This window comes from Actinomycetota bacterium, from assembly GCA_019347675.1.
GTDB lineage: Bacteria > Actinomycetota > Nitriliruptoria > Nitriliruptorales > JAHWKO01 > JAHWKW01.
On the sequence record JAHWKW010000004.1, the window covers coordinates 108,237 to 128,515 of the forward strand.

General features: G+C 71.3%; 20 protein-coding genes. 10 read left to right on the top strand and 10 right to left on the bottom strand.

Features of this window, described 5'->3' with window-relative positions; all coding sequences use genetic code 11:
* Positions 1–99 precede the first annotated feature (99 nt).
* Together KY462_03845 and KY462_03850 are read left to right on the top strand one after the other, a co-directional pair.
* A complete protein-coding gene (locus tag KY462_03845) occupies positions 100–1,347 on the top strand; it encodes a hypothetical protein (protein MBW3576868.1) in 1,248 nt (415 codons plus the stop codon).
* Positions 1,319–1,597: a DUF1232 domain-containing protein gene (locus KY462_03850; GenBank protein MBW3576869.1), complete on the top strand. Its 279-nt coding sequence runs from the start codon at positions 1,319–1,321 to the stop codon at positions 1,595–1,597. The genes KY462_03845 and KY462_03850 overlap by 29 nt, the downstream gene beginning before the upstream one ends.
* 206 nt (positions 1,598–1,803) lie before the next feature.
* Here the strand turns inward: KY462_03850 and KY462_03855 are convergent, their stop codons facing one another.
* Together KY462_03855 and KY462_03860 are read right to left on the bottom strand one after the other, a co-directional pair.
* Positions 1,804–2,493 carry an RES domain-containing protein gene (locus tag KY462_03855; protein ID MBW3576870.1) on the bottom strand — a complete coding sequence of 230 codons (690 nt, stop codon included), beginning with the start codon at positions 2,491–2,493 and terminating at the stop codon, positions 1,804–1,806.
* Entirely contained in the window at positions 2,493–2,933 is a 441-nt protein-coding gene (locus tag KY462_03860) for a DUF2384 domain-containing protein (GenBank protein ID MBW3576871.1), read from the bottom strand. Before KY462_03860 ends, KY462_03855 begins: the two co-directional genes overlap by 1 nt.
* A gap of 1,273 nt (positions 2,934–4,206) precedes the next feature.
* Between KY462_03860 and KY462_03865 the strand changes: the two genes are divergently transcribed.
* Positions 4,207–4,551 (top strand): LysM peptidoglycan-binding domain-containing protein, encoded by a 345-nt coding sequence (locus KY462_03865; protein ID MBW3576872.1) that lies wholly within the window; start codon positions 4,207–4,209, stop codon positions 4,549–4,551.
* A gap of 231 nt (positions 4,552–4,782) precedes the next feature.
* On the opposite strand, the gene KY462_03870 is transcribed toward KY462_03865, so the two are convergent.
* The 4 genes from KY462_03870 to KY462_03885 form a co-directional block, all read right to left on the bottom strand.
* Positions 4,783–5,448, bottom strand: a complete 666-nt coding sequence (locus tag KY462_03870) for a response regulator transcription factor (GenBank protein MBW3576873.1) — start codon at positions 5,446–5,448, stop codon at positions 4,783–4,785.
* 177 nt (positions 5,449–5,625) lie between these two features.
* On the bottom strand, positions 5,626–7,464 hold the full coding sequence (locus KY462_03875; GenBank protein ID MBW3576874.1) for a hypothetical protein: 1,839 nt from the start codon (positions 7,462–7,464) through the stop codon (positions 5,626–5,628).
* Positions 7,465–7,529: 65 nt separating this feature from the next.
* Positions 7,530–7,718: a hypothetical protein gene (locus KY462_03880; protein MBW3576875.1), complete on the bottom strand. Its 189-nt coding sequence runs from the start codon at positions 7,716–7,718 to the stop codon at positions 7,530–7,532.
* Positions 7,719–7,871: 153 nt separating this feature from the next.
* Complete coding sequence (locus KY462_03885) at positions 7,872–8,279, bottom strand: hypothetical protein (protein ID MBW3576876.1); 408 nt, start codon at positions 8,277–8,279, stop codon at positions 7,872–7,874.
* Positions 8,280–8,378: 99 nt separating this feature from the next.
* Here KY462_03885 and KY462_03890 point away from each other — a divergent pair, with 99 nt between their 5' ends.
* The gene (locus KY462_03890; GenBank protein MBW3576877.1) at positions 8,379–8,597 is read left to right on the top strand and encodes a hypothetical protein; all 219 of its coding nucleotides are present in this window, start codon (positions 8,379–8,381) and stop codon (positions 8,595–8,597) included.
* Positions 8,598–9,430: 833 nt separating this feature from the next.
* On the opposite strand, the gene KY462_03895 is transcribed toward KY462_03890, so the two are convergent.
* Positions 9,431–9,634, bottom strand: a complete 204-nt coding sequence (locus KY462_03895) for a cold-shock protein (protein ID MBW3576878.1) — start codon at positions 9,632–9,634, stop codon at positions 9,431–9,433.
* Between the two features lie 336 nt (positions 9,635–9,970).
* Here KY462_03895 and KY462_03900 point away from each other — a divergent pair, with 336 nt between their 5' ends.
* The 5 genes from KY462_03900 (at position 9,971) to KY462_03920 (ending at position 16,740) form a co-directional block, all read left to right on the top strand.
* On the top strand, positions 9,971–11,665 hold the full coding sequence (locus KY462_03900; protein MBW3576879.1) for an ATP-binding protein: 1,695 nt from the start codon (positions 9,971–9,973) through the stop codon (positions 11,663–11,665).
* 31 nt (positions 11,666–11,696) lie between these two features.
* Positions 11,697–12,185, top strand: coding sequence for a metallophosphatase family protein (locus KY462_03905; protein MBW3576880.1), 489 nt, complete (start codon positions 11,697–11,699; stop codon positions 12,183–12,185).
* Positions 12,186–12,273: 88 nt separating this feature from the next.
* Positions 12,274–13,428, top strand: a complete 1,155-nt coding sequence (locus KY462_03910) for an exonuclease SbcCD subunit D (protein ID MBW3576881.1) — start codon at positions 12,274–12,276, stop codon at positions 13,426–13,428.
* Positions 13,409–15,820: an SMC family ATPase gene (locus tag KY462_03915; protein MBW3576882.1), complete on the top strand. Its 2,412-nt coding sequence runs from the start codon at positions 13,409–13,411 to the stop codon at positions 15,818–15,820. The genes KY462_03910 and KY462_03915 overlap by 20 nt, the downstream gene beginning before the upstream one ends.
* Positions 15,817–16,740 (top strand): hypothetical protein, encoded by a 924-nt coding sequence (locus KY462_03920; GenBank protein MBW3576883.1) that lies wholly within the window; start codon positions 15,817–15,819, stop codon positions 16,738–16,740. The genes KY462_03915 and KY462_03920 overlap by 4 nt, the downstream gene beginning before the upstream one ends.
* Positions 16,741–16,742: 2 nt before the next feature.
* Here the strand turns inward: KY462_03920 and KY462_03925 are convergent, their stop codons facing one another.
* Together KY462_03925 and KY462_03930 are read right to left on the bottom strand one after the other, a co-directional pair.
* The gene (locus KY462_03925; protein ID MBW3576884.1) at positions 16,743–16,973 is read right to left on the bottom strand and encodes a BldC family transcriptional regulator; all 231 of its coding nucleotides are present in this window, start codon (positions 16,971–16,973) and stop codon (positions 16,743–16,745) included.
* 191 nt (positions 16,974–17,164) lie between these two features.
* On the bottom strand, positions 17,165–17,953 hold the full coding sequence (locus KY462_03930) for a hypothetical protein (GenBank protein ID MBW3576885.1): 789 nt from the start codon (positions 17,951–17,953) through the stop codon (positions 17,165–17,167).
* A 16-nt stretch (positions 17,954–17,969) separates the two neighbouring features.
* Here KY462_03930 and KY462_03935 point away from each other — a divergent pair, with 16 nt between their 5' ends.
* Positions 17,970–19,196, top strand: coding sequence for a valine dehydrogenase (locus KY462_03935; protein ID MBW3576886.1), 1,227 nt, complete (start codon positions 17,970–17,972; stop codon positions 19,194–19,196).
* Positions 19,197–19,227: 31 nt separating this feature from the next.
* Here KY462_03935 and purM read toward each other — a convergent pair whose 3' ends face one another.
* Complete coding sequence (gene purM, locus KY462_03940) at positions 19,228–20,253, bottom strand: phosphoribosylformylglycinamidine cyclo-ligase (GenBank protein ID MBW3576887.1); 1,026 nt, start codon at positions 20,251–20,253, stop codon at positions 19,228–19,230.
* Positions 20,254–20,279: the final 26 nt, after the last annotated feature.

Sequence of the window (20,279 nt, forward strand, 5' to 3'; positions counted from 1 at the left end):
CGTGACGGCGACGCCCGCCACGTCGCGGCGGGTCCGTGACCCGCGGCAGCTGCGCCTGTTCGACCCGTTCCGGCCGATCCCCCACGCCAACTTCCCCTCGTGCTCGACCTGGCGGCGGACCACGCGGCCCACGGTTGGAGCCCGGCCACCACCAAGAAGGTCCGTCGAGCGATCAACGAGGTTCTCGCGGACCTGCCCGCAGGCCGCACCATCCATGCCAGCCAGGTCACCGCGGCGCTCAACGCCAGCGACCTCCCGGCCGGGCACACCTTGCGCATGCTCGACCAGGTCGCGCCGCTCGAGGACGACCGCACCCCGGCCCTGGTCGCGTGGTTCGACCGGCAGATCGCGGGGCTGCCTGCCCGCATGGCTGACGAGCTGCGGTTGTGGTTCACCGTGCTGCACCAGGGCCACACCACCCCGCCATGCACCCGGCCGCGTTCGCCGACCACGATCAAGACCCGCCTCCGCTGGGCCATGCCGACCCTGCGCGGCTGGGCCGCCGCCGGCCACACGTCGCTGCGCGAGATCAGCCGCGCCGACATCGCCGCCGCCCTGCCGCCCTCGGGCAACCCCCGCGCCACCCTGGGGGTGGCGCTGCGGTCGATCTTCGCGACCCTCAAGGCTCACAAGGTGATCTTCACCAACCCGGTCACCCGCACCGACATCGGCCAGTTCGAACGACGCCAGCCCCTGCCGGCCGACCTCGACCAGATCCGCGACGCGCTCGGCTCCGCCGACCCTGCCCGCGCCGCGATCGCCGCGCTCGTGGCCTTCCATGGGCTGCGCTCCGCCGAGCTGTGCCGACTGCACCTGACCGACAGCCTCGACCGGCGGCTGCACCTCGACCAACGAACCATCCCGCTCGCCGCCCCGGTCACCGTGCGCGTGGCGGCCTACCTCGATCACCGCAACCGCCGCTGGCCCAACACCGCAAACCCGCACCTGTTCGTCACGTCCCGCTCCGCGCTGGGCACCGGCCCCGCCGGCCCAACTGGATCTGGCGCACCCTGGGCATGTCCCCCATGCGCTGCGCCAGGAGCGCATCCTCGACGTGGCCGTCGCTACCCGCGGCGACGTGCGCCGGCTCGCCGACCTGTTCAACGTCACCATGCGCACCGCCAGCCGCTACGCCGACGTCGCCATCGACCATCCCGACCTCAGCGGATAGAAACCACTCCGACCATCGGGAAGGACTCAACACTTGCCGTGGTGGTCCTGGCTGCTCATCGCGGTCTCGGCTGTCGGCGCCATGCTCGCGGTGGCTGCACGCGCCGCCAGCCGAGACCAAGACGCCCTGCGGAAACTGCTCCGGCTGGTGCCCGACTGCCTGGCGCTCTTCCGTGACCTCCTGCGCGACCCTGACACTCCGCGCCGCGCCAAGCTCGTCGCCGGCGCCACCGTCGCCTACCTCGCCCTGCCCATCGACCTCATCCCCGACTTCATCCCTGGGCTCGGTCACCTCGACGACGTTCTCATCGTGGCCTGGGCCATCCGCCACATCATCGCCACCGCCGGACGCGACCGGGTCGCCGCCCACTGGCAGGGCGACCCCGCCACCCTCGAGCGGATCCTGCGGCTCGCTCACGTCACGTGACAACCGTTCGCCGGCCACAGTTCCTGAATCCAAGGTCGCGCCACTCATCATGGGCCACCCCCCGACCCCTGAGTTCCCGCCCGTGAACCCTTCAGAAATCCCGAACCGCTCGCTTTCGCGGATGAATGCCTCGAACGCCGCGCGCGGTCCATCCTGGCCATCGGACCGTTCGCACGACCCGGCCGCCGAGCGCTTCAGCGCGCTCCTCATGTGGCAGGGTCGTCTATGTCGCTGGGGCGTGTGGTGAAGGGTAGGTCGCCCGGTTCTCGGACGTGGATGCCGAAGCGTATGAGATCTTCGAGCAGCTGCGTGTCGTCGTGCAGGGTGCTGGCCGTGTGGGGCCAGCTCTGCCCGAAGGTGGGAGGGTGCTCGCTCTGGTGGTCGAACAGCGTGTGACCGCGAAGCTGTCCTGACGGGTCGTGCTGGATCCCGCCGTAGAGGGCCCACCAGCCGTCACGTCGGAACGCGGCCGCCCACGCCTGCGACCTCGACCGGTCGGTGCCGGCCCACAGGGCAGCCGTCACCCCGTAGCGCCCCGCCGCGACCTGCGCCGTCAGCTTCGCGGCGGCGGGGGCGTCGGGTGGCGTGGCGATCGTCGCCAGCCGGCGCACGCGCAGCTCCTGCGTTGGGAGGTTGGTGAGTAGGGCCTGCAGCGCCTCGAGGACGGCTCCGACGGGGCGGGTCGCCGTGTAGCAGGCCCCCATCGGCTCGGGCAGGTCGTAGCGTCCCCCCTCGTCGGGCTCATCGGGGAGGCTGGCGAACCACCAGGGGCTGTCGCGGATCGTGGCGTCGGAGAGCCGGTAGCGCCACACGCGGTAGACGGTGCGGCTGCGTGTCGGTTCGGCGGGGAAGCGCGCCAGGCTGCCGGCTTGCTGTGATGGCCAGCCCAGCCGCATCAGGCAGCCAGGGTCCGCGCCACCCGCCGGGACGCGGCCAACACCTCCTCGATCCGGCCCGCGCGCAGCTGGTCCAGCGGCCGGGCGCCGTCCCACGACGGCTGTGGCGAGCTCAGCCAGGACGCGATCGTCCACGACGTCGCAACCGATGGCGTCAGGGTTTCGACGACCTCTCGGACCCCGGGAAGGACCCGCCGACCGTCGAACTGGAACACCGGGTAGCCGACCTGGCCGCTGCGCAGCTCGAGCTTCAGCAGCCCTTGGTCCGCCGACACCGCCTGCTTGGACTTGCCGAGCAGGTCAGCGACGTCGCGCTGTCGGTAGACCGGCCCCAGCTGCTCCGCCCAGGCCCGGTCGTCGGCGTCCTGGGCGAGCAGCCGATCGACCTGCCGCCGGGTCTCTTCGGAGGCGTCCTGGTATCGCTGGAGCAGTGCCGGCATCCGCATTGCGTTCACCTCGTCAACGTCAAGACATTCTGCCGCATTGACATTGTTGATGCAATGGCGGGACCGATCCGGCCGACGCCGCGCTGGCCGCGGGGTGATGCTCGGGTGATACTGGCGCCTATGCCGTGTGCCACATTCACCACCACGTTCCGTGACACACCGTCGACCTTCGCGCGTCGAAGATCTGCGGTTCAGCCCGCACTCGCGTCCGTCGCGTTGGATCCGTCGCAGGGATAACTGGCGCCATGGGGAAGAGAACGACTCCGATCAGGGAGACGAGCGGATGTGGCGAGGGTTATCTGGCGGGTTACCGCGCCCACGCTGTCATGCTTTCGAGTATCCAGAAGCCCACGCTGAGTCCGAGCACAGCGGCCAAGGCCCCGACCATCCGCCCGTAGCCGGGTCGGCGGATGCGAAAGCAGCCGTCCAGAAACGCCTTGTCACGCTTGTCGCGTGCCCAATCGTGCCCACCGCAAGGGGACTGGAGCTTTGAAAACGCCGTAGGTTGCCAGCTTTTTCCCTAGTCGAGTGTGGGGTGCAACTGAAAATCACCGTGTCGGCAGTTCGATTCCGCCCCCGACCACCACTCCACCGGCTATCGCCGCGGCGTCTCGGACACGGTTCGGATACGGGTCTCGTCGGTCAGGATCCACCGAGAGCATCGTCGGCGTGCTCGGCGGATCAGCGGAAGCGCCTCGTTGCTCGCCACGGACAGCTGCAGCAGCATCTGGAGTGATGCCCACCCGCCCGAGCGAGCGGTCGGCGACCCCGGCGTCGAGCTTGGCGTTCGGCGGCCTCGAGCGCGCCGGCTTTCCTCCTCCGCCGCTTCCAGAGATCCCGTCCGGGCGCCATCCTCCGGTGTTGCCCTGCCCCAGATCCCCCCTTGGGATTCGGTCGGTGGCGGTTCCGCCGTGCGGTGGCGCCGACGCCGACGTCATCCGAGAACTTGTGCGGGTGCGCGACGGCCGCCATTGACAGTCGGCGGGTGTGATGCTGCGATCGCCCCGACCGTGGGGCCCCGACGAGCACGGTGGAGTGGTTCACTCGCCCGCAGCAAGTCTGGACAGTGCCCGGGGTCGCCACTCACCGAGGAACAGGAACGGGGATGCCGAACACGCTGGACCAGACCTTCCGCGTCGACCAGCCGCGACCGAATGACCTGGTCGGTGAGCCGCTACTCCTCGCCGGGATGGGAGGCGGGTTCGAGGCCACAATCGACATCCGCGTCCGCGACGCCGAAGGCAGGGTCCTGGTCGAAACCCACACGATGAGCACGAACCTCACGTCTCCCTGGCAGGCGTCCATCGACCTGCCGAGCCCGCCGCCGACGACGCGAGGGGTGGTTGAGGTCGGTCCCAGCACCGGCGCGGATGAGCACCCGGGCGTGGTCTCCATACCGGTGTTCTTCGGCACGGCGATCACCCCAGGTTTCCGCAGCTTCTTTCACTACACCGTCCAGCCCGGGGACACGTTGTCGGGGATCGCGGCCGATCAGGCGCCGCTCTACATCGGCAGCGGCTGGCAACCGATCTTCGAGGCCAACCGCCACATCATCAGCGATCCGGATCTGATCCACCCCGGCATGATCCTGCGGCTGCCGTCGGACTTCTGACGAACGGCGTTGGGCGGGAGGGCGGAGCGCGAGTCACCAGTGACAGCGCCGCGGCGATTTCGCCTCGCGGCGCTTTCACCGAAAGCCTCCCCATGGGCGTCCCGCCGTCATCCTCAGGTCGGACGGCGCCGCCTGCATCGGAGTGGGGCGCCGAGGACACTGAGGCTTGAGCTGGGGCCCGGCGTAACGCAGAGACCGGACGCAAGTGGAAAACGGGCGCCGGACTTGACATCAGCGCTGGACCTCGCCGTAGCCCGCGTCGCGCGCTCGCGCGACTGCCGCGGCGCGGTCGGTCACGTGCAGCTTCGTGAAGATGTTCGAGACGTGGTTGCGGACGGTCTTCTCTGACAGGAAGAGCCGCGAGGCGATTGCGGGGTTCGTGAGCCCGCGAGCGACCAGGTCGAGGACCTCACGTTCCCGCTGCGTCAGGAGGGGGAAGGCCTGTGGATCGGGCATCCGGCGCTCGTCCGTCCGGCGTCCGGCCGAAGAGAGAACCCGCCGTGCGATGGAACCGTCGAGTACGGCCTGGCCCGCAGACACCGCATGGATCGCCCCCGCGAGCTCCGCCCGGCCCGATTCTTTGAGGAGGTAGCCATGAGCGCCCGCCTCGAGTGCGGCGAAGACCGATCGGTCGTCTTCGAGCATGGTCAGGACGAGCACGGCGATGTGAGGCCACCCCGCGGTGATGCGTCTCGTCGCCTCGACGCCATTCATTCCCGGCATGTGGAGGTCCATCAGCACGATGTCCGGCTGGAGCTCTTCTACCGCCGAGATGGCTTCTGTGCCGTCGGAGGCGCTGCCGACAACAACAACGTCCGGCAGCGACGCAAGGATCGCGGCCAGTCCTTCGCGGAAGAGCGCGTGGTCGTCGACCACCAGCACACGCCGGGGACTCATCTGCTCGCCATGGGCAGAGCGGCCGTGACGCGCAGGCCTCCGCCTGGATCGGCGGACAGGCGGACCTCTCCTCCGAGTTCTGCGGCGCGTTCTCGCATGGAGCGGAGACCGACACCTGGTGGAGGGTGCCCGCGGATGCCCGCGCCGTCGTCCTCGACGACGACCCGCAGGGCGTCCTCACGGACCTCCAGCTGGACGCGGCAGGAGGAGGCGCGTGCGTGACGGACCCTTGGTGAGGGCCTCCGCGACGATCCGGTAGGCAGCGACCTCCACCGCAGCCGGCAGATGGTCCAGGTTCCCCTCGGGTTCGACGCGGACTCTCAGCTCCGGTGTCGTGAGTTGCCGGGCCAGTTCCTCCACTGCGCGGAGGAGCCCCAGCTCGTCGAGGGCCGCTGGACGGAGCCCTTCGACCAGCGTGCGTATGACCCGCACAGTGTCGCGCACCCGGCGCGTCACCTCGTCGAGACGTGCTCGCAGGACCTCGGCGTCGTCTGCCTCCAGGCTTGCCTGTTCGACCCGCAGCGCGATGGCGGCGAGCGTGGGACCGAGCTCGTCGTGAAGGTCACGCCGGATGCGACGGCGCTCCTCCTCCCGGGCGGTCAACAACCGGGCACGGGAGGCCAGCAGCTCGTCGTGGAGGCGGTCCGCGTGCAGCGCGACCGCGACATGGCGCGCAAGGTCCTCCAGCAGCCGCTCCTCGGACGGATGGAGATGATCGCCTTCTCGCAGGGCCACACGGAGGCTGCCGACCGGTTCGCCGCGGAACGCGAGCGGGATGTCGCGCCCGGGGCCGGTCAGCTCACCGACCCCGACCAGGTCCCGCCCGTCCACCCGGATCGAGGCGCCCGCGAGCCGCAGCGCCTGCACGACCGCTTCGGTGACGCCCTCCAGCAGGCGGTCACGTTCGCCTGCCGCCGCGAGATGCTCGCCGAGGCGGGACAGCGTCGTGTAGGGGTCTTCCCGTTCGCCGTAGAGCAGCCGGTTCGTGAGGCGCTGCGCCCGCTCCCGCAGCGGTTGAACGGCCAAGGCCACCAGCCCGGCGGCGATGAGTGGCGCGCCTGCGGTCCCCCCGAGAACGCCGCCGAGCGCCGCAACGGTCCCCACGTACACGACCAGGATCATCACCGTCGTGAGGCTGTAGACGAGCGACCGCCTGATGACCAGATCAACGTCCCACAGGCGGTGGCGCACGATCGCCACACCGACGGACGCGGGCAGCAGGCCCACACCGAGCGACGCCGGCAGCGCGCTTTCGGGCCCGAGCGCCACGGAGGACCCGATAACCAGGACCATTGCGCAGGTTCCGAGCAGGGCCCACTTGAGCTGCGCGCGCTCGACGCCGTTGGAGCGGGCGAAGCGCCACGCGAACGACGACAGGCTGGCGACGAGCGCCGCCAGCGCCAGCGCGAAACCGACGTCGTACACGCGCCGTCCGCCCACGACCGCGAGCGGGTTCGTGACGTCGGCCGACGGCTCGACGTTGATCTGCCCGTAGGGCGTCAACGCCCAGCCCACGACAAGGACCACAAGCGCGAGCCCGGTCCACAGCTCGACGATCCGCCACCGCGGCCCGTGGAGGCGACCGTTCGGGAACCGGAGCACCAGCCACGTTGGGATAGCCCAGAGAGCAGGGACCCAGACCCACGTCGAGATCCAGATCGCCCACTCGGGCAACGGCCATCCCCTGGGGAGCCCCAGGTTGCCGTAGGCCTCGAGCGCGTAGGAGAGGGTGAAGCCCCACGCGATGCCGGCAGCCACGCGGGCGACGGCATTGCCCGGTTGGTGCCGGGCCACCACCACCGCCACCGCCGAGAACGACACGGCGGCGATCACGGCGAACAGATCGAACTGAGCCACGAAGCCCTGGAAGCCCGCCCGCCCCTCGAGCAGGGCGACGACGATCAGTGCTGCCGTCAGCAGCAGCACCGGAGCGGCTGCGAACGCCGGGAGCAGCCGGCCCGGCGGCCAGGCGGGCGCACTCAGGCCGTCTGGGGGCGCAGGTGCGGTGAGGTTCACCGGCGAAGGATCCCTCGCCGCACGCGACGGAGCACGTTTCGCGACGTCCCGTCCCGCAACCGGCATCAGGACGTGACCTCCACCAGACCGCGCATCCCGGCATGCAGTGAGCATGCGTCGCGATACACGCCCGGCCTGTCGAAGCGGTGCGCCACCAGACCTTCGACCTGCATCGGGGCGGAGAACCCCGCACCGATGAGGTCATGACGGTGCCGGCCTTCCCAGCGCCACGTCACCGTGCTTCCGACCGGCACGACGATCGCGTCCGGCTCGAAATCGTCGTTCGTGACACGGTGGTCACCCCGCGCACACGGGGACCCGCCGCGATCTGCACTGAAACCAGCCACCATCCCGCGACGACCGCGGCCGCAACGAGGACACGGCAGCGGCAAAGCGGCCGGGACGGGTCACGGGCGCGACGTCACGTAGCGGCGGGTCGGCGGCACGTTCAGGGAAACCAGGATGATCACCTGCACGGCGGCGAACACGAACGCCTCCTGTTCGCCCTCGATGATGATCTTCTGCACCGATCCCCACAGGAAGTGCACCGCCAGGATGACGTTCGCCAGCAACCAGCCCCGACGCGGGCTGCGCGACAGCAAGATCGCCGCAGCCGCGTACCCGAGGCCAGCGGTGACGAGGGCGATGCCCAGCGCGACCGTGCCCGGCGCGCCCGGCATCAGGTTGAAGATCATCCCGCCGACGGCTGTGAAGAAAGCCAGCGGCACAAGCAGCGCCTGCGCGACCCGGACGGCGGCCGGCACCCGGGCCGGGCGGGTCCCCTGCGTCGCCTCGCGCGTGGTGAGCGGAGCCATGTGGTCCTCCTCGAGTTCGTGGCCGAGCGGTTCCGCCCGGCGGGAAGGACGATGCCCCACGCTCGCCGGGCAGTCATGAGTTCCGTGTCCCGAATATGTGTGGGACAGGCTGTCCCGAACCACCTCGACCGAGATGTTGAGGGTCCCCGTCCCCGAGCGGGTTCGCTCCGGTCCCGCCGCCCCCGTGAGGGCTCTCCTCCCGACGCCCGTGGCATCCGCATCCTGGCCGGCGTCAGCCTGCTGTTGGCGGGGATCCTCAACGGTCTGCCGCAGTACGTCACCCATCTCATGGACGGTGATCTCATGTTTCCCGAGTAGGTGAGGTACGGAGCAGCAGGCACGCCGGTGTCGTTCAGGCCGAACAACTCGCCTAATGCCAGCATGCTGTTCGTTCCGCTCGGCTGCTCGGCGTGGGACTTCTTCCTCGCCCCCGTCGGCCCCTCGAGCCGAACCTGCTGCTGATCGTGGCGTGGGGATGGATGGGCGCCCACCTCATCCGGATGCCCGAGGCCGTCTGGCGCGGCGAGCGAACCCTCCCTGACGCTTCTTGACGCGTGACGAGCCGCCCCGGTCTCTTCATCGCTGGCCTCTCCTCCGAGTTTGACACGCACGGTGCGAGCGCCGGTACGGACGATCACCCGGCGGGCACCTGGCGTGATGACCCCGGCCGAGCCGTTGGTCGTTCCTCGAGTGAAACGCCGCAACGGAAAATGGAGGATCCTGCTACTGCCGTTCGGAGCAGTAGCGATCACTCGCCGTAGAGCTCGAGTCGGATGTCCTCGAGAGGGGAGAAGTCGCGCGGTTGCGCGTGAAGAGCGGAAGTCCATTCGCGAGGGCGACCGCCGCGATGAGAAGGTCGATCGCCCGCGCGCCGCGGCGTACGGTCGCTTGAGCCGTCGCGACGTACACACGCCCGTACGCGCGGGCTGCCTCGTTGTCGAAGGGCAGGGGGTCGAGCAACGCCTCCACGCGCTCGAGCCGGTCTTGCCGCCGTGCACGTTCGGCAGCATCGTCGGTGGCGTGGGCCCCGCAGCGAGTTCGGCCAGCGTCAACGCGGAGGTCGCTGGTTCGAGCCGGGGCGTGTCCGCCTCGATGCTGCCCGGAACGGCGACGCCCCCGGCGAACCGGGGGCGCGTGGCCGTACGCGGTGATCAGGCTGGCTGGACGTTGCTGGCCTGCGGGCCTTTCTGACCCTGGGTCACCTCGTAGGTCACCTTCTGGCCCTCGTTCAGGCTCTTGTAGCCTGGCACCTGGATGGCGGAGAAGTGTACGAACAGGTCCTCCCCGCCCTCGTCAGGCTGGATGAACCCGTAGCCCTTGTCCGCGTTGAACCACTTGACAGTTCCCTGAGGCATGCATCTTGCCCTTCGTGTTCTCGCGCCGTTCCGATGCCCGCACAGGCCGTCGACGTGCGCTGTGGCTGGTGTTGCGCGAGGGACGGTAACACGCAGCCGCGCTCCGCGCCGGAGGCGGCTCCCGGCGTGACGGGCGGGGGGTCCGTGCGGCTCTCCGCGCCCGCTCCGCGCCGGAGGCGGCTCCCGGCGTGACGGGCGGGGGGTCCCTGCGGCTCTCCGCGCCCGCTCCGCGCCGGAGGCGGCTCCCGGCGCGAGCCGTCCGCCCCCTGCGACGCACCCCCCGGTTACCCTGCGGCGTCGACGACGCGGGAGCCTGGGAACGTGGACGACGCTGTGGTGGGCCGGGTGATCGGGACCGAGGACGCCACCCCGCTGGAGTTCTGGGTCGCGATCGCCGACGGCAGGTTCCTGCAGCTCGACGACGTGGTGGCGTTGGCGCGGACGCCACCGGGCCGCGATCCGGTCCGCATCTACGGGATCGTGACGCAGGTCCGCGCCCGGCACGAGGGGGCCCGCTTCGACAGCGACGTGTTCCTGATCGAGGACGGGGTGTTGCCGGCGGAGGTCTGCGAGGCCGCGCAGATCCTGGCGACCCGCTTCGAACCGGAGGTGTTCGTCCCGCCGCTGCCCGGCCAGCCGGTCCGCCGTGCCGAGGGTGTCGAACGCCACGAGGCGCTGTTCTTCGACGGGATGGTCCGCCGGCTCCCGGCCGGCCTGTCCCGCGACGACGAGCCGGTGTACATCAACCTGGAGTTCCTCGACGGTACCCGCGGCGCGCACGTCAACATCAGCGGCGTGTCGGGGGTGGCCACCAAGACCAGCTACGCCACCTTCCTGCTGCACAGCCTGTTCACGTCGGGGGTGCTCGGCGGGGCGGTGAACACCAAGGCGCTGGTGTTCAACGTCAAGGGTGAGGACCTGCTGTTCCTGGATCGGCCGAACCTCAAGCTCGACGAGGAGCAGCGCGACCGGTACCGCCGCCTGGGTCTGGAAGCCACACCGTTCGGCTCGGTGGAGCTGTGGGCGCCGCCACGGCGCGGGGCGACGACCGCAGCGGCCGACACCGGTGCCCGCAGCGAAGGCGTGCGGGCGTTCTTCTGGACGATCGAGGAGTTCTGCGCCGACGGGCTGCTTGAGTTCCTCTTCGCTGACGCCCAGGACGACCGCCAGCAGTACACCATGGTGGTCCACAACGTGATGGCGCGTCTGAAGGAGGCCGCTCCGACCGGCGACGGCGGCGTCACCATCGACGGGGTGACGGTGCGCACGTTCCGGGCGCTGGTGGACGTGATCCGCGACCGGGCCGAGGACGACGACCCGGTCGTCCGTGAGCGCTGGGCGGGACGCGCCATCGGGCAGGGCACGGTGCACGCGTTCGTCCGCCGACTGTACGCGACGCAGCGTCACGTCGAGCACCTGATCCGCGGTGACGTCGCTCACCCCGAGCGTCACCGCATCACACGCCACGCGCAGGTGACGGTGGTGGACATCCACAACCTCAACGACCGGGCGAAGCGCTTCGTGGTCGGCGTGACGCTGCGGCGGGCGTTCGATGACAAGGAACGGTCTGGTCAGGCCGATCCGCTGCTGTTCGTTGTCCTCGATGAGCTGAACAAGTACGCCCCGCGGGACGGTTCCAGCCCGATCAAGGAGCTGCTGCTGGACGTCGCCGAGCGGGGCCGGTCCCTGGGGATCATCCTGATCGGCGCGCAGCAGACCGCCAGCGAGGTGGAGCGGCGCGTGATCGCCAACTCCGCGGTCCGGGTGGTGGGCCGCCTCGACAGCGCCGAGGCATCCCGCGAGGAGTACGGGTTCCTCCCCACTGCCCACCGTCAGCGCGCCACCATCGTCAAGCCCGGGACCATGATCCTGGCCCAGCCGGAGCTGCCGGTCCCGCTGATGCTGGAGTTCCCCTTCCCGGCGTGGGCGACCCGCGCGGTCGAAGCCGGCGCTGACCCCCAACCTGGCGACCACCCGGCCGACCCCTTCGAGGGGCTCACCGCCGACATCGACACGGGCCTGCCGTTCTAGTCCCGCCGCGGGAGCCGGTTATCGTCGCAGCATGCACGTCGTGGTCCTCGCCGATACCCACATCAAGCGGGGCTCGTCACGTCGGCTCCCGCCGACAGCGCGGGCCGCGGTCGAGGAGGCAGACCGCATCCTGCACGCCGGGGACATCGTCATCGGCGAGGTCCTCGACGAGCTGGGCGGGTACGCACCCGTCCACGCGGTCCTCGGGAACAACGACCGCGAACTCGTCGGCGACCTCCCGGAGACGCTCCAGATCGATCTCGACGGGCTGCAGGTGGCGATGGTCCACGACAGCGGACCCCGACCCGGCCGGGCTGGGCGGCTACGGCGGCGGTTCCCCGACGCCGGCCTGGTCGTGTTCGGCCACAGCCATCAGCCGGTGAACGAGCCGGGCATCGACGGGCAGTGGCTGCTCAACCCCGGCTCACCGACCGAACGTCGCCGCCAGCCGCACCACACCATCGCGATGTTCGACGTCGACGACGGCGTCCTGGTCGACCCACGCATCGTGGTGGTCTGAGAAACGCCGGGCCACGTGCTCGCGGTGGCGCCTGCGTCCGCGTGTCGCAGCCGCCGCGTAGCCTGCCGTCCTCGCCGGGAGGACAGCCGTGAGGATCCTGCACACCTCCGACTGGCACGTCGGGCGCACCATTCGGGGACGCAGCCGCGCGGACGAACACCGCGCCGCACTGTCGGAGATCACACGGATCGCCGCCGACGAGGGCGTCGACCTGGTCGTGGTCGCCGGGGACCTGTTCGACACCGCCGCGCCGACCGCCGAGGCCGAGCGCATCGTGTACCGCGCGCTGCTGGAGCTGGCCGCCACCGGGGCCGACGTCGTGGTCGTCGCCGGCAACCACGACCACCCACGGCGCCTCGAGGCGGTCGCGCCACTGCTGAACCTGGCCCGTGTCCACACCCGGGCACGGCTGGCCCGCCCCGACGAGGGCGGCGTGGTGGACGTCACCGCCCGGGGTGGCGAGGTCGCCCGGATCGCGCTCCTGCCGTTCCTGTCGCAGCGGTCGATCGTGACCGCCGACGACCTGATGGCCCTCGACGCCGACCAGCACGCCGGGCGGTACGCCGAACGCTGCCGACAGATCGTCGCTGCGCTCACGACCGGGTTCACCACCGACACGGTCAACATCGTCGTGGCCCACCTGACGGTCGTGGGTGGTGTGCTGGGCGGAGGCGAGCGGCAGGCTCACAGCATCTTCGACTACGTCGTCCCCACGCAGGTGTTCCCGGCCACCTCCCACTACGTCGCGCTGGGCCACCTGCACCGTCCCCAGACCATCCCCGGGCCGTGCCCGATCCGCTACAGCGGTTCCCCTCTGCAGCTGGACTTCGGCGAGGCGCGCGGTGACAAGGTCGTCACGATCGTCGACGCGACCCCCGGCGCGCCGGCGCAGATCCGCAACGTGCGGTTGCGTGCCGGACGGCGGCTGCGCACCGTCAGCGGCACGCTCGAGGAGCTGGCCGAGGCCGACTTCGGCGACGACTACCTGCGGATCGTGCTGGAGGAACCCGCCCGCCCGGGCCTCGCCGACGAGGCCCGGGCGCGCTTCCCCCACGCGGTCGACGTCACGGTCGCCGCCGCGGAACTGCGCGACGACCCCGGTGACTGGTCGATCGCCGGTTTCCAGCGGTCACCTTCAGACCTGTTCAGCGAGTACCTGACCGAGATCGGTCACGACGATCCCGCGCTCGGCACCCTGTTCCGCCAACTGCTGGAGGAGGCTCATGCGTCCGACCCGGCTTGAGGTGGCAGGGTTCGCGTCCTTCCGTGAGCCGGCGGCCGTCGACCTCGACGGGGTCGACCTGTTCGCGTTCACCGGCCCCACCGGGAGCGGCAAGACCAGCCTGCTCGACGCGATCACCTTCGCCCTGTACGGGTCGGTGGCCCGCTACGACGACCGTCGCCTGGTCGCGCCGGTCATCAGCCAGGGCAGGGTGGAGGCGCGGGTCCGCCTCGATTTCCGGGTCGGCGACCGGCCGTACACGGCGGTTCGGGTGGTGCGCCGCACATCCAGCGGTGGCGCGTCGACGCGTGAAGCTCGTCTCGAGAGCGCCGGCACGACGCTGGCCGGGAACGAGCGTGAGCTGACCGCCACGGTCGAGGGCCTGTTGGGCCTGACGTTCGAGCACTTCATCCGCTGCGTCGTCCTGCCCCAGGGCGACTTCCAGCGGTTCCTGCACGCCAAGCCCGGGGAGCGCCAGGATCTGCTGATCCGGCTGTTGGACCTTGGGATCTACCGGCGGCTGGCCAGCCACGCCCGCGACCGGGCCGCACGCCGCGAGCAGGAGGAGCAGCTGCTCGCCCAGCGGCTCGAGACGGATCTGGCCGGCGCCACACCGAAGGCGCGCGCAGCCGCCCAGGCGCGTGTGCGCCAGCTCGACGAGCTGCTCGCGACGGTCGAGGCCGCCCGACCCGACCTGGATGCGCTGGCCGGTGAGGGGATGCGAGCCCGCGCGACAGCGGACGAGGCGGGGCGCCGCGCCGAGGCGCTGACCGGGGTGGCGGTCCCAGCCGACGTCGCCGCTCTGGCGGGGCGGTTGGCCGCCGCCAGCGGTGAGCTCCAGGCAGCCGAGGCGGCCGCGACCGCCGCAGCCGGCGACCTGGACGCCGCCGAGGACGCACGCGCTCAGCACCCGGACGTGGCTGCGCTGCAGTCTGCAGCCGGGGCCCTGCGCCGCCGGGGCGACCTCGTCACGGAACTCGACCGGGCCCGCAGCGACCATGCCACCGTGACAGCCGCGGCGGCGGCGATCGCCGCCCACGCGCAGCAGGCCGGACGGACAGTGCGCGACGCCCGCGCGACGCTCGAGCAGCGCCGGCGCGACCACGCCGCGCACACCCTGAGCGCTGAGCTCCGTGCCGGACAGCCCTGTCCGGTGTGCCGGCAGGTGGTCGATACCGTGCCCACGGCGGATCTTCCCGGCGACCTCGTCGCGGCCCGCGACGCGCTGGCGGCGGCCGAGGATGCCGCTGCCCACGCCGAGGCGCAGCGGCGTCGGGCCGAGGCCGACGTCGGCATGGCCACGAGCCGCATCCAGAGCCTGGAACGCCAACTGGCCGACGTCGACGGCGATCTGCGGGTCGCGGCGGACGTCGTCGGTGGCGACGTCACCGCCGACGCGGTGCAGACAGCTCTGCGTGACGTCGCGGACGCCGACGCCGCCGTGGCGGCGGCCCGCGACGCCGAGCGCAGCGCCCGGCGACGCCGTGCGGACGCCACCCAGGCGCTGCAGGATCTGACCGGAGCGATCGACGCGGCGTGGCAGGCCTTCGACGGGATCCGCGACGATCTCGCCGGTCTGGGACTGCAGCCGCCGACGGCCGACCGTGCCGACCTGGCCGGCAGCTGGGCAACGCTGGCAACGTGGGCGGCCCAGCACGCCCCCAACCAGCGCGAGGCCGCCGCAGCGGCCCGAGCCACGCTCGAGCGCTGTGAGCGGCGCTACCGCGCCCGGCTCGGTGAGCTCCGCACCGCCTGTGCCGGCGCCGGGGTCGACACCGACGGCGAGCCGCGGGACGCGATCGTGGCGGCGCGCGCGGCCGCGCGAGCCGCCCTCGACCGTCTCGAGCGCGACCTGGCCGAAGCGGCTCGGGTCCGCCGGCGGCGCCGCGCCGCCGCCGAGGCGACCACGGTCGCACGCACGCTCGGCCGGCACCTCGACGCACGCAACTTCGAGCGGTGGCTGCTGGCGCGGGCGCTCCGTCGGCTGCTGGCCGGGGCGTCGACGATCCTGCGTGACCTGTCGGACGGGGCGTACTCGCTCACCCTCGACGACGGCGGCGCCTTCCAGGTCGTCGACCATCGCAACGCCGACGAACGCCGGCCGGCGCGGACGCTGTCGGGCGGCGAGACGTTCCTGGCGTCGCTGGCGCTGGCTCTCTCGCTCGCCGAGCACCTGGCGGACCTGGCCGCGCACGGTTCGGCCCGCCTCGACGCCCTGTTCCTCGACGAAGGCTTCGGGACCCTGGACGCCGACACGCTCGACACGGTCGCCGCCGCCATCGAGGAGCTCGGGGCGCGCGGGCGGATGGTCGGGCTGGTCACCCACGTCCGCGAGCTGGCCGAACGCGTCCCCGTGCGCTACGAGGTCCGCAAGGTCGCCAGCAGCTCGACCGTCGACAAGGTGCCGGCGTGAGGCGCATCGCGGTCGAGTCGTGGTCGCCCGGGTACGGCAGCCCGTTCGACGCCGACGCCGCCTCAGCGTCCGACGCCGTCGTCGACGAACAGGTCGAGCTGCCCGCGGCCAAGTGGCGACCGCTTGAACCCGACCCGTCTGTGTCGGCCGCCGCCCAGGTCCGCTTCGTCGACGGCATCCGCCGCGTCGATGCGCAGGTGTGGCTGACGGCCGAGGATGGCACCACCCGCGCGGGGCTGTGTGCGTCGTTCGCCGCCGGGGTGGCCCGTTGCGACACCGACGCCAGGATCGAAGGCGTCGAGGTTCGCCGCGGTCTCATAACCACGGCCGGCGCCGAGCCGCTGGAGACACCGGCCGGCACCTACGCCCCCCTGGCCGTCGCCGACGACGACCCGGCACAGCTCGACGCGGGCCTGCAGCAACGCATGCGCGACCTGGAGATCGCCGTTGCGCGGCAGGCGCCACGATCCGACCTGGTCGTGATCGATGGGCCCTTGCGCGAGCGTCAGGACGTACACGCCGCGATCGGCTACGTCAAGACCCACCACGTGCGGTACCTCTCGCCGCGCGCCAACCAGGTGGTTGCGCGCCTGCCCGCCGGGCAGCGCACCCCTTTGTTCGTCACCCAGACCACGTGGAGCCGGTACTGCTGGTACCTGCGGCTGCCCGGAGGAACCGGACACCCCTGGGCCGGCGTGGTGCGCTGTGAGGCTGCCGCCGACCTGCCGTTGGCGGCGGCGCGCACACTGGCGGACCGCACATGCGTGACGTTGCCTCGCTTCGCGTCCGAGGCGCACAAGGAGCCGCGCGCCCCTCAGAACCTCTACCCGGTGGCGGCCCTGGAACGTGAGCTTCGGCGTCGGCTCGGCGACGCGGCCTACTTGGAACGGTTGCTGCGCGCGACGGTGTCACGCGCGTGAGCTCACCGCCACTGGGCCCCGTCGCCGTCATCCTCGCGGCGGGGCTCCACGCTCTGCTCGAGCAGGGCCTCGACCTCCGACGCCCGGTAGCGGCGGTGACCGCCGAGCGTTCGGATCGCCGTGAGCTTCCCGGCGTCCGCCCACCGCGTGATGGTCTTGGGATTCACCCCGAACCGCTTGGCCACCTGTCCCGGCGTCAGCAGTTCCTGTTCGTCGTCACCTCGGCGCTGCACTGTCAGACCTCTCTCTAGACGTTGCGTCGCCTAGGGAGTCGGTCACGCGACGCTCGGGCGCTATGCCTGGTTGGTGCCATCTTTCCGTGGCCGCAACGGACTAGCTCTCGAGAGGGGTGAGCGCCGAAGAGCCCTCGAGGGTTACGACCAGCGACAATGACCGTACTCGTCGTGTTCGCGCTGTCGTAGTGTCAGTTGGTTCGGCACCGGATCCGCAAAAGCTGCCAACGACCCTGCAGAGCCTCGTACCCGCTGACGGCCAGGTACGCGTGGCCGCGTTCGAGGTTGTCGATGGTCGCCCACAGGTCCTCGCACGATAGGTCGGTGGCCAAGTCGGCTGCGGGGATCGTCGTTGCCAGACCGCCGTAATCGAGCTCCAACAAGCTGTCGTCGTGGAAGTTGGCGAGCCAGTCCACCAGCTCGGTCAGGGCCGCCCCGATCCCGCCCCCGTCGTCGACCCTGGCTTCCACCACGCTGATCGCCCGGTCGAGCCGGTCGAGGGCGGCCTCGACGGTGGTCAGGTACGCCAAGCGTGCCGACCGGCCAGCGGACGGTCCACGGAAGCGCCGCTCCGCGGCGTCGAATGCCGCGAACCACTGCAGCGGCACCTCCCAGCTGGCCTCGCGGATGTGCGGCGGACGCATCAGCCGGTCCACGGTCGCCGCCGCCGCCCACATCTCCTCTCGTGAGAAGAACTGGTCGGCTGCCGGGTCGGGGACCTGCTGCCGGAACGCCAGCAGCGCAGCGGCGTGCCGTTCCGCCAGCTGCAGCGGGCACACGTGCACCTGATCCGCGACCCTGCGGACCAGCGCCGTGGGCGGCTCGGTCGGTGCCCGCCCGGTCACCAGCCGGGTCGAGGCTGCGGTCGCTTCCTGGTGTTGCGCCGACGAGGTCGGGACACCGTTGTCCGCGGCGACGTAGCGTCTCCAGCGCTCCCGCTCGGATGGCGGGAAAGCGTCGAGAGGCTCGAACACCCGCAAGTACGCACATGGCACCATGGCGCGGTACGCGGCCCGGGCACGGGCGGCTCGGCGCGCGCGTACGCTCCCAGCCTACGCCTGCAGCAGCCCCGCGGTGGCGAAGAGTGGCGTCACCACCGCTGGCGCCACGGACGGGACCGAGGACCCAGGAGGGCGGGAGGTGGACGGGCCGTTCTCGCTGCTCGAGGGCCACGAGCAGGTGGTGTACACCTCCAACGAGGACGCGGGTCTGCGCTGCATCATCGCGATCCACTCGACGGCGCTCGGACCGTCGCTGGGCGGAACGCGGTTCTTCCCGTACCCGGACGAAGAGGCGGCGCTGGTCGACGTCCTGCGTCTCAGCCAGGCGATGACGTACAAGGCGGCCTGCGCAGGACTGACCCTCGGCGGGGGCAAGGCAGCCATCATCGGCGACCCGGAGACCGACAAGACCGAGCCGCTCCTGCGTGCCTACGGCCGCGCGATCGAGTCGCTCAACGGCCGCTACATCACCGCCTGCGACGTCGGCACGTACCCGGACGACATGGCGGTCGTCGCCGAAGAGACCCGGTGGGCGACGGGGATGGATCGGGCCCACGGCGGGTCCGGAGACAGCGGGGTCACCACCGCCTACGGCGTCTTCGTCGCGGTCAGAGCGGTCGCGGAGCACCTGTGGGGCTCGGATCAGCTCGATGGGCGCCACGTCGCTATCCAGGGACTAGGGAAGGTCGGCGGACGTCTGGCTCGCCACCTCGCCGAGGCCGGGGCGAAGCTGACCGTCGCCGACATCGACGCCGACGCGGTCGACCGCGTGGTCGCGCGCACCGGCGCGGAGGTGGTGGATCCGGTCGACATCCTGGAGGTGGACGCTGACATCTTGTCCCCCAACGCGCTCGGCGCGGTGCTGAGCGAGCAGACCATCGACCGGCTCGGAGTGGCCGCGATCTGCGGTGGGGCGAACAACCAGCTCGCGACCGTCGAGGACGCCGGGCGCCTCCAGGACCGTGGCATCCTCTACGCCCCCGACTACGTGGTGAACGCCGGTGGACTGATCCAAGTCTCCGACGAGCTGCGGCCCGGCGGGTACTCGGAGGAGCGAGCCTTCCGCTGCGCCAAACGGATCGGTCAGACCCTGCGGGACATCTTCGACCTCGCCCACGAACTGGACGTCACCACCGAGTTGGCGGCCGAGCTCGTCGCCGAAAGGCGCATCGCCGCGGTCGGTCGCCTGCGCAGCTTCTACCTCCGCAGCCGGAGCCGGTGACCGCACTTGGACCGTTGCGCCCCACGTCATGTCACGTGATGGCGATCCCGCCAGCCGGTCGGACCTCGCCCACGACCCAGGCGGGCACACCACGCCCCGCCAGCAGGTTGACCGCGTCGTCGGCCGCCGCCGGGGCCACCACCGCCACCATCCCGATGCCCTGGTTGAACGTCGCCCACATCTCCTCGTCGGGGATGCGTCCCAGACGCTGAACAAGGCCGAACACGGCGGGTCGCTCCCACGTCGCGGTGTCGATCCGTGCGCCGAGGCCCTCGGGCAGGATGCGAGCCAGGTTGCCGGGGAGGCCACCTCCGGTGATGTGGCAGAACGTCCGCACGGGCAGCGCCGCGGCAAGTGCCAGACAGTCCCGCGCGTAGATGCGGGTCGGGGTGAGCAGCTCCTGGCCGAGCGACCGCGGCAGGCCGTGGCTGGCGAACAGATCGGCGTCCGCGACCGCTCGTCGGACGAGGCTGTAGCCGTTCGCGTGCAGTCCGCTGGCTGCCATGGCGATCAGTGCGTCGCCGACCTGGACGCGGTGGGGGCCCAGCAGGGCTTCGCGCTCGACGATCCCGACACCGAAGCCCGACAGGTCGAAGGCGTCGTCGTCCATGCTGCCGGGATGCTCGGCCGTCTCGCCGCCGACCAGAGCACACCCGGCGACGCGGCACCCCTCGGCGACGCCGGCGACGATCCGCTCGACACGGTCGGGGTCGAGCCGGCCGACCGCCAGGTAATCGAGAAGGAACAGCGGTTCGGCGCCGGTCACGACCAGGTCGTCGGCCACCATGGCGACCAGGTCCTGTCCGACCGTCTCGAGCACGTCCAGCTGGCGCGCCAGTTCCACCTTGGTGCCGACCCCGTCGGCGGAGCTGGCCAGGACCGGTGCGCGCCACCGTCGGGTATCCAGGGCGAACAGGCCAGCGAAGCCACCGATCCCGCTCAGCACCTCCGGGCGGCGGGCCTTGTCCAACAGCGGTCCGAGCCGCTCGATCGCGGCGTCGGCCGCCGCCCGATCCACTCCGGCGGCGGCGTACGAGAGCGGGTCGTCGCTGGCCATGGCATCCCCGGCGTCGTGTCGTCGCG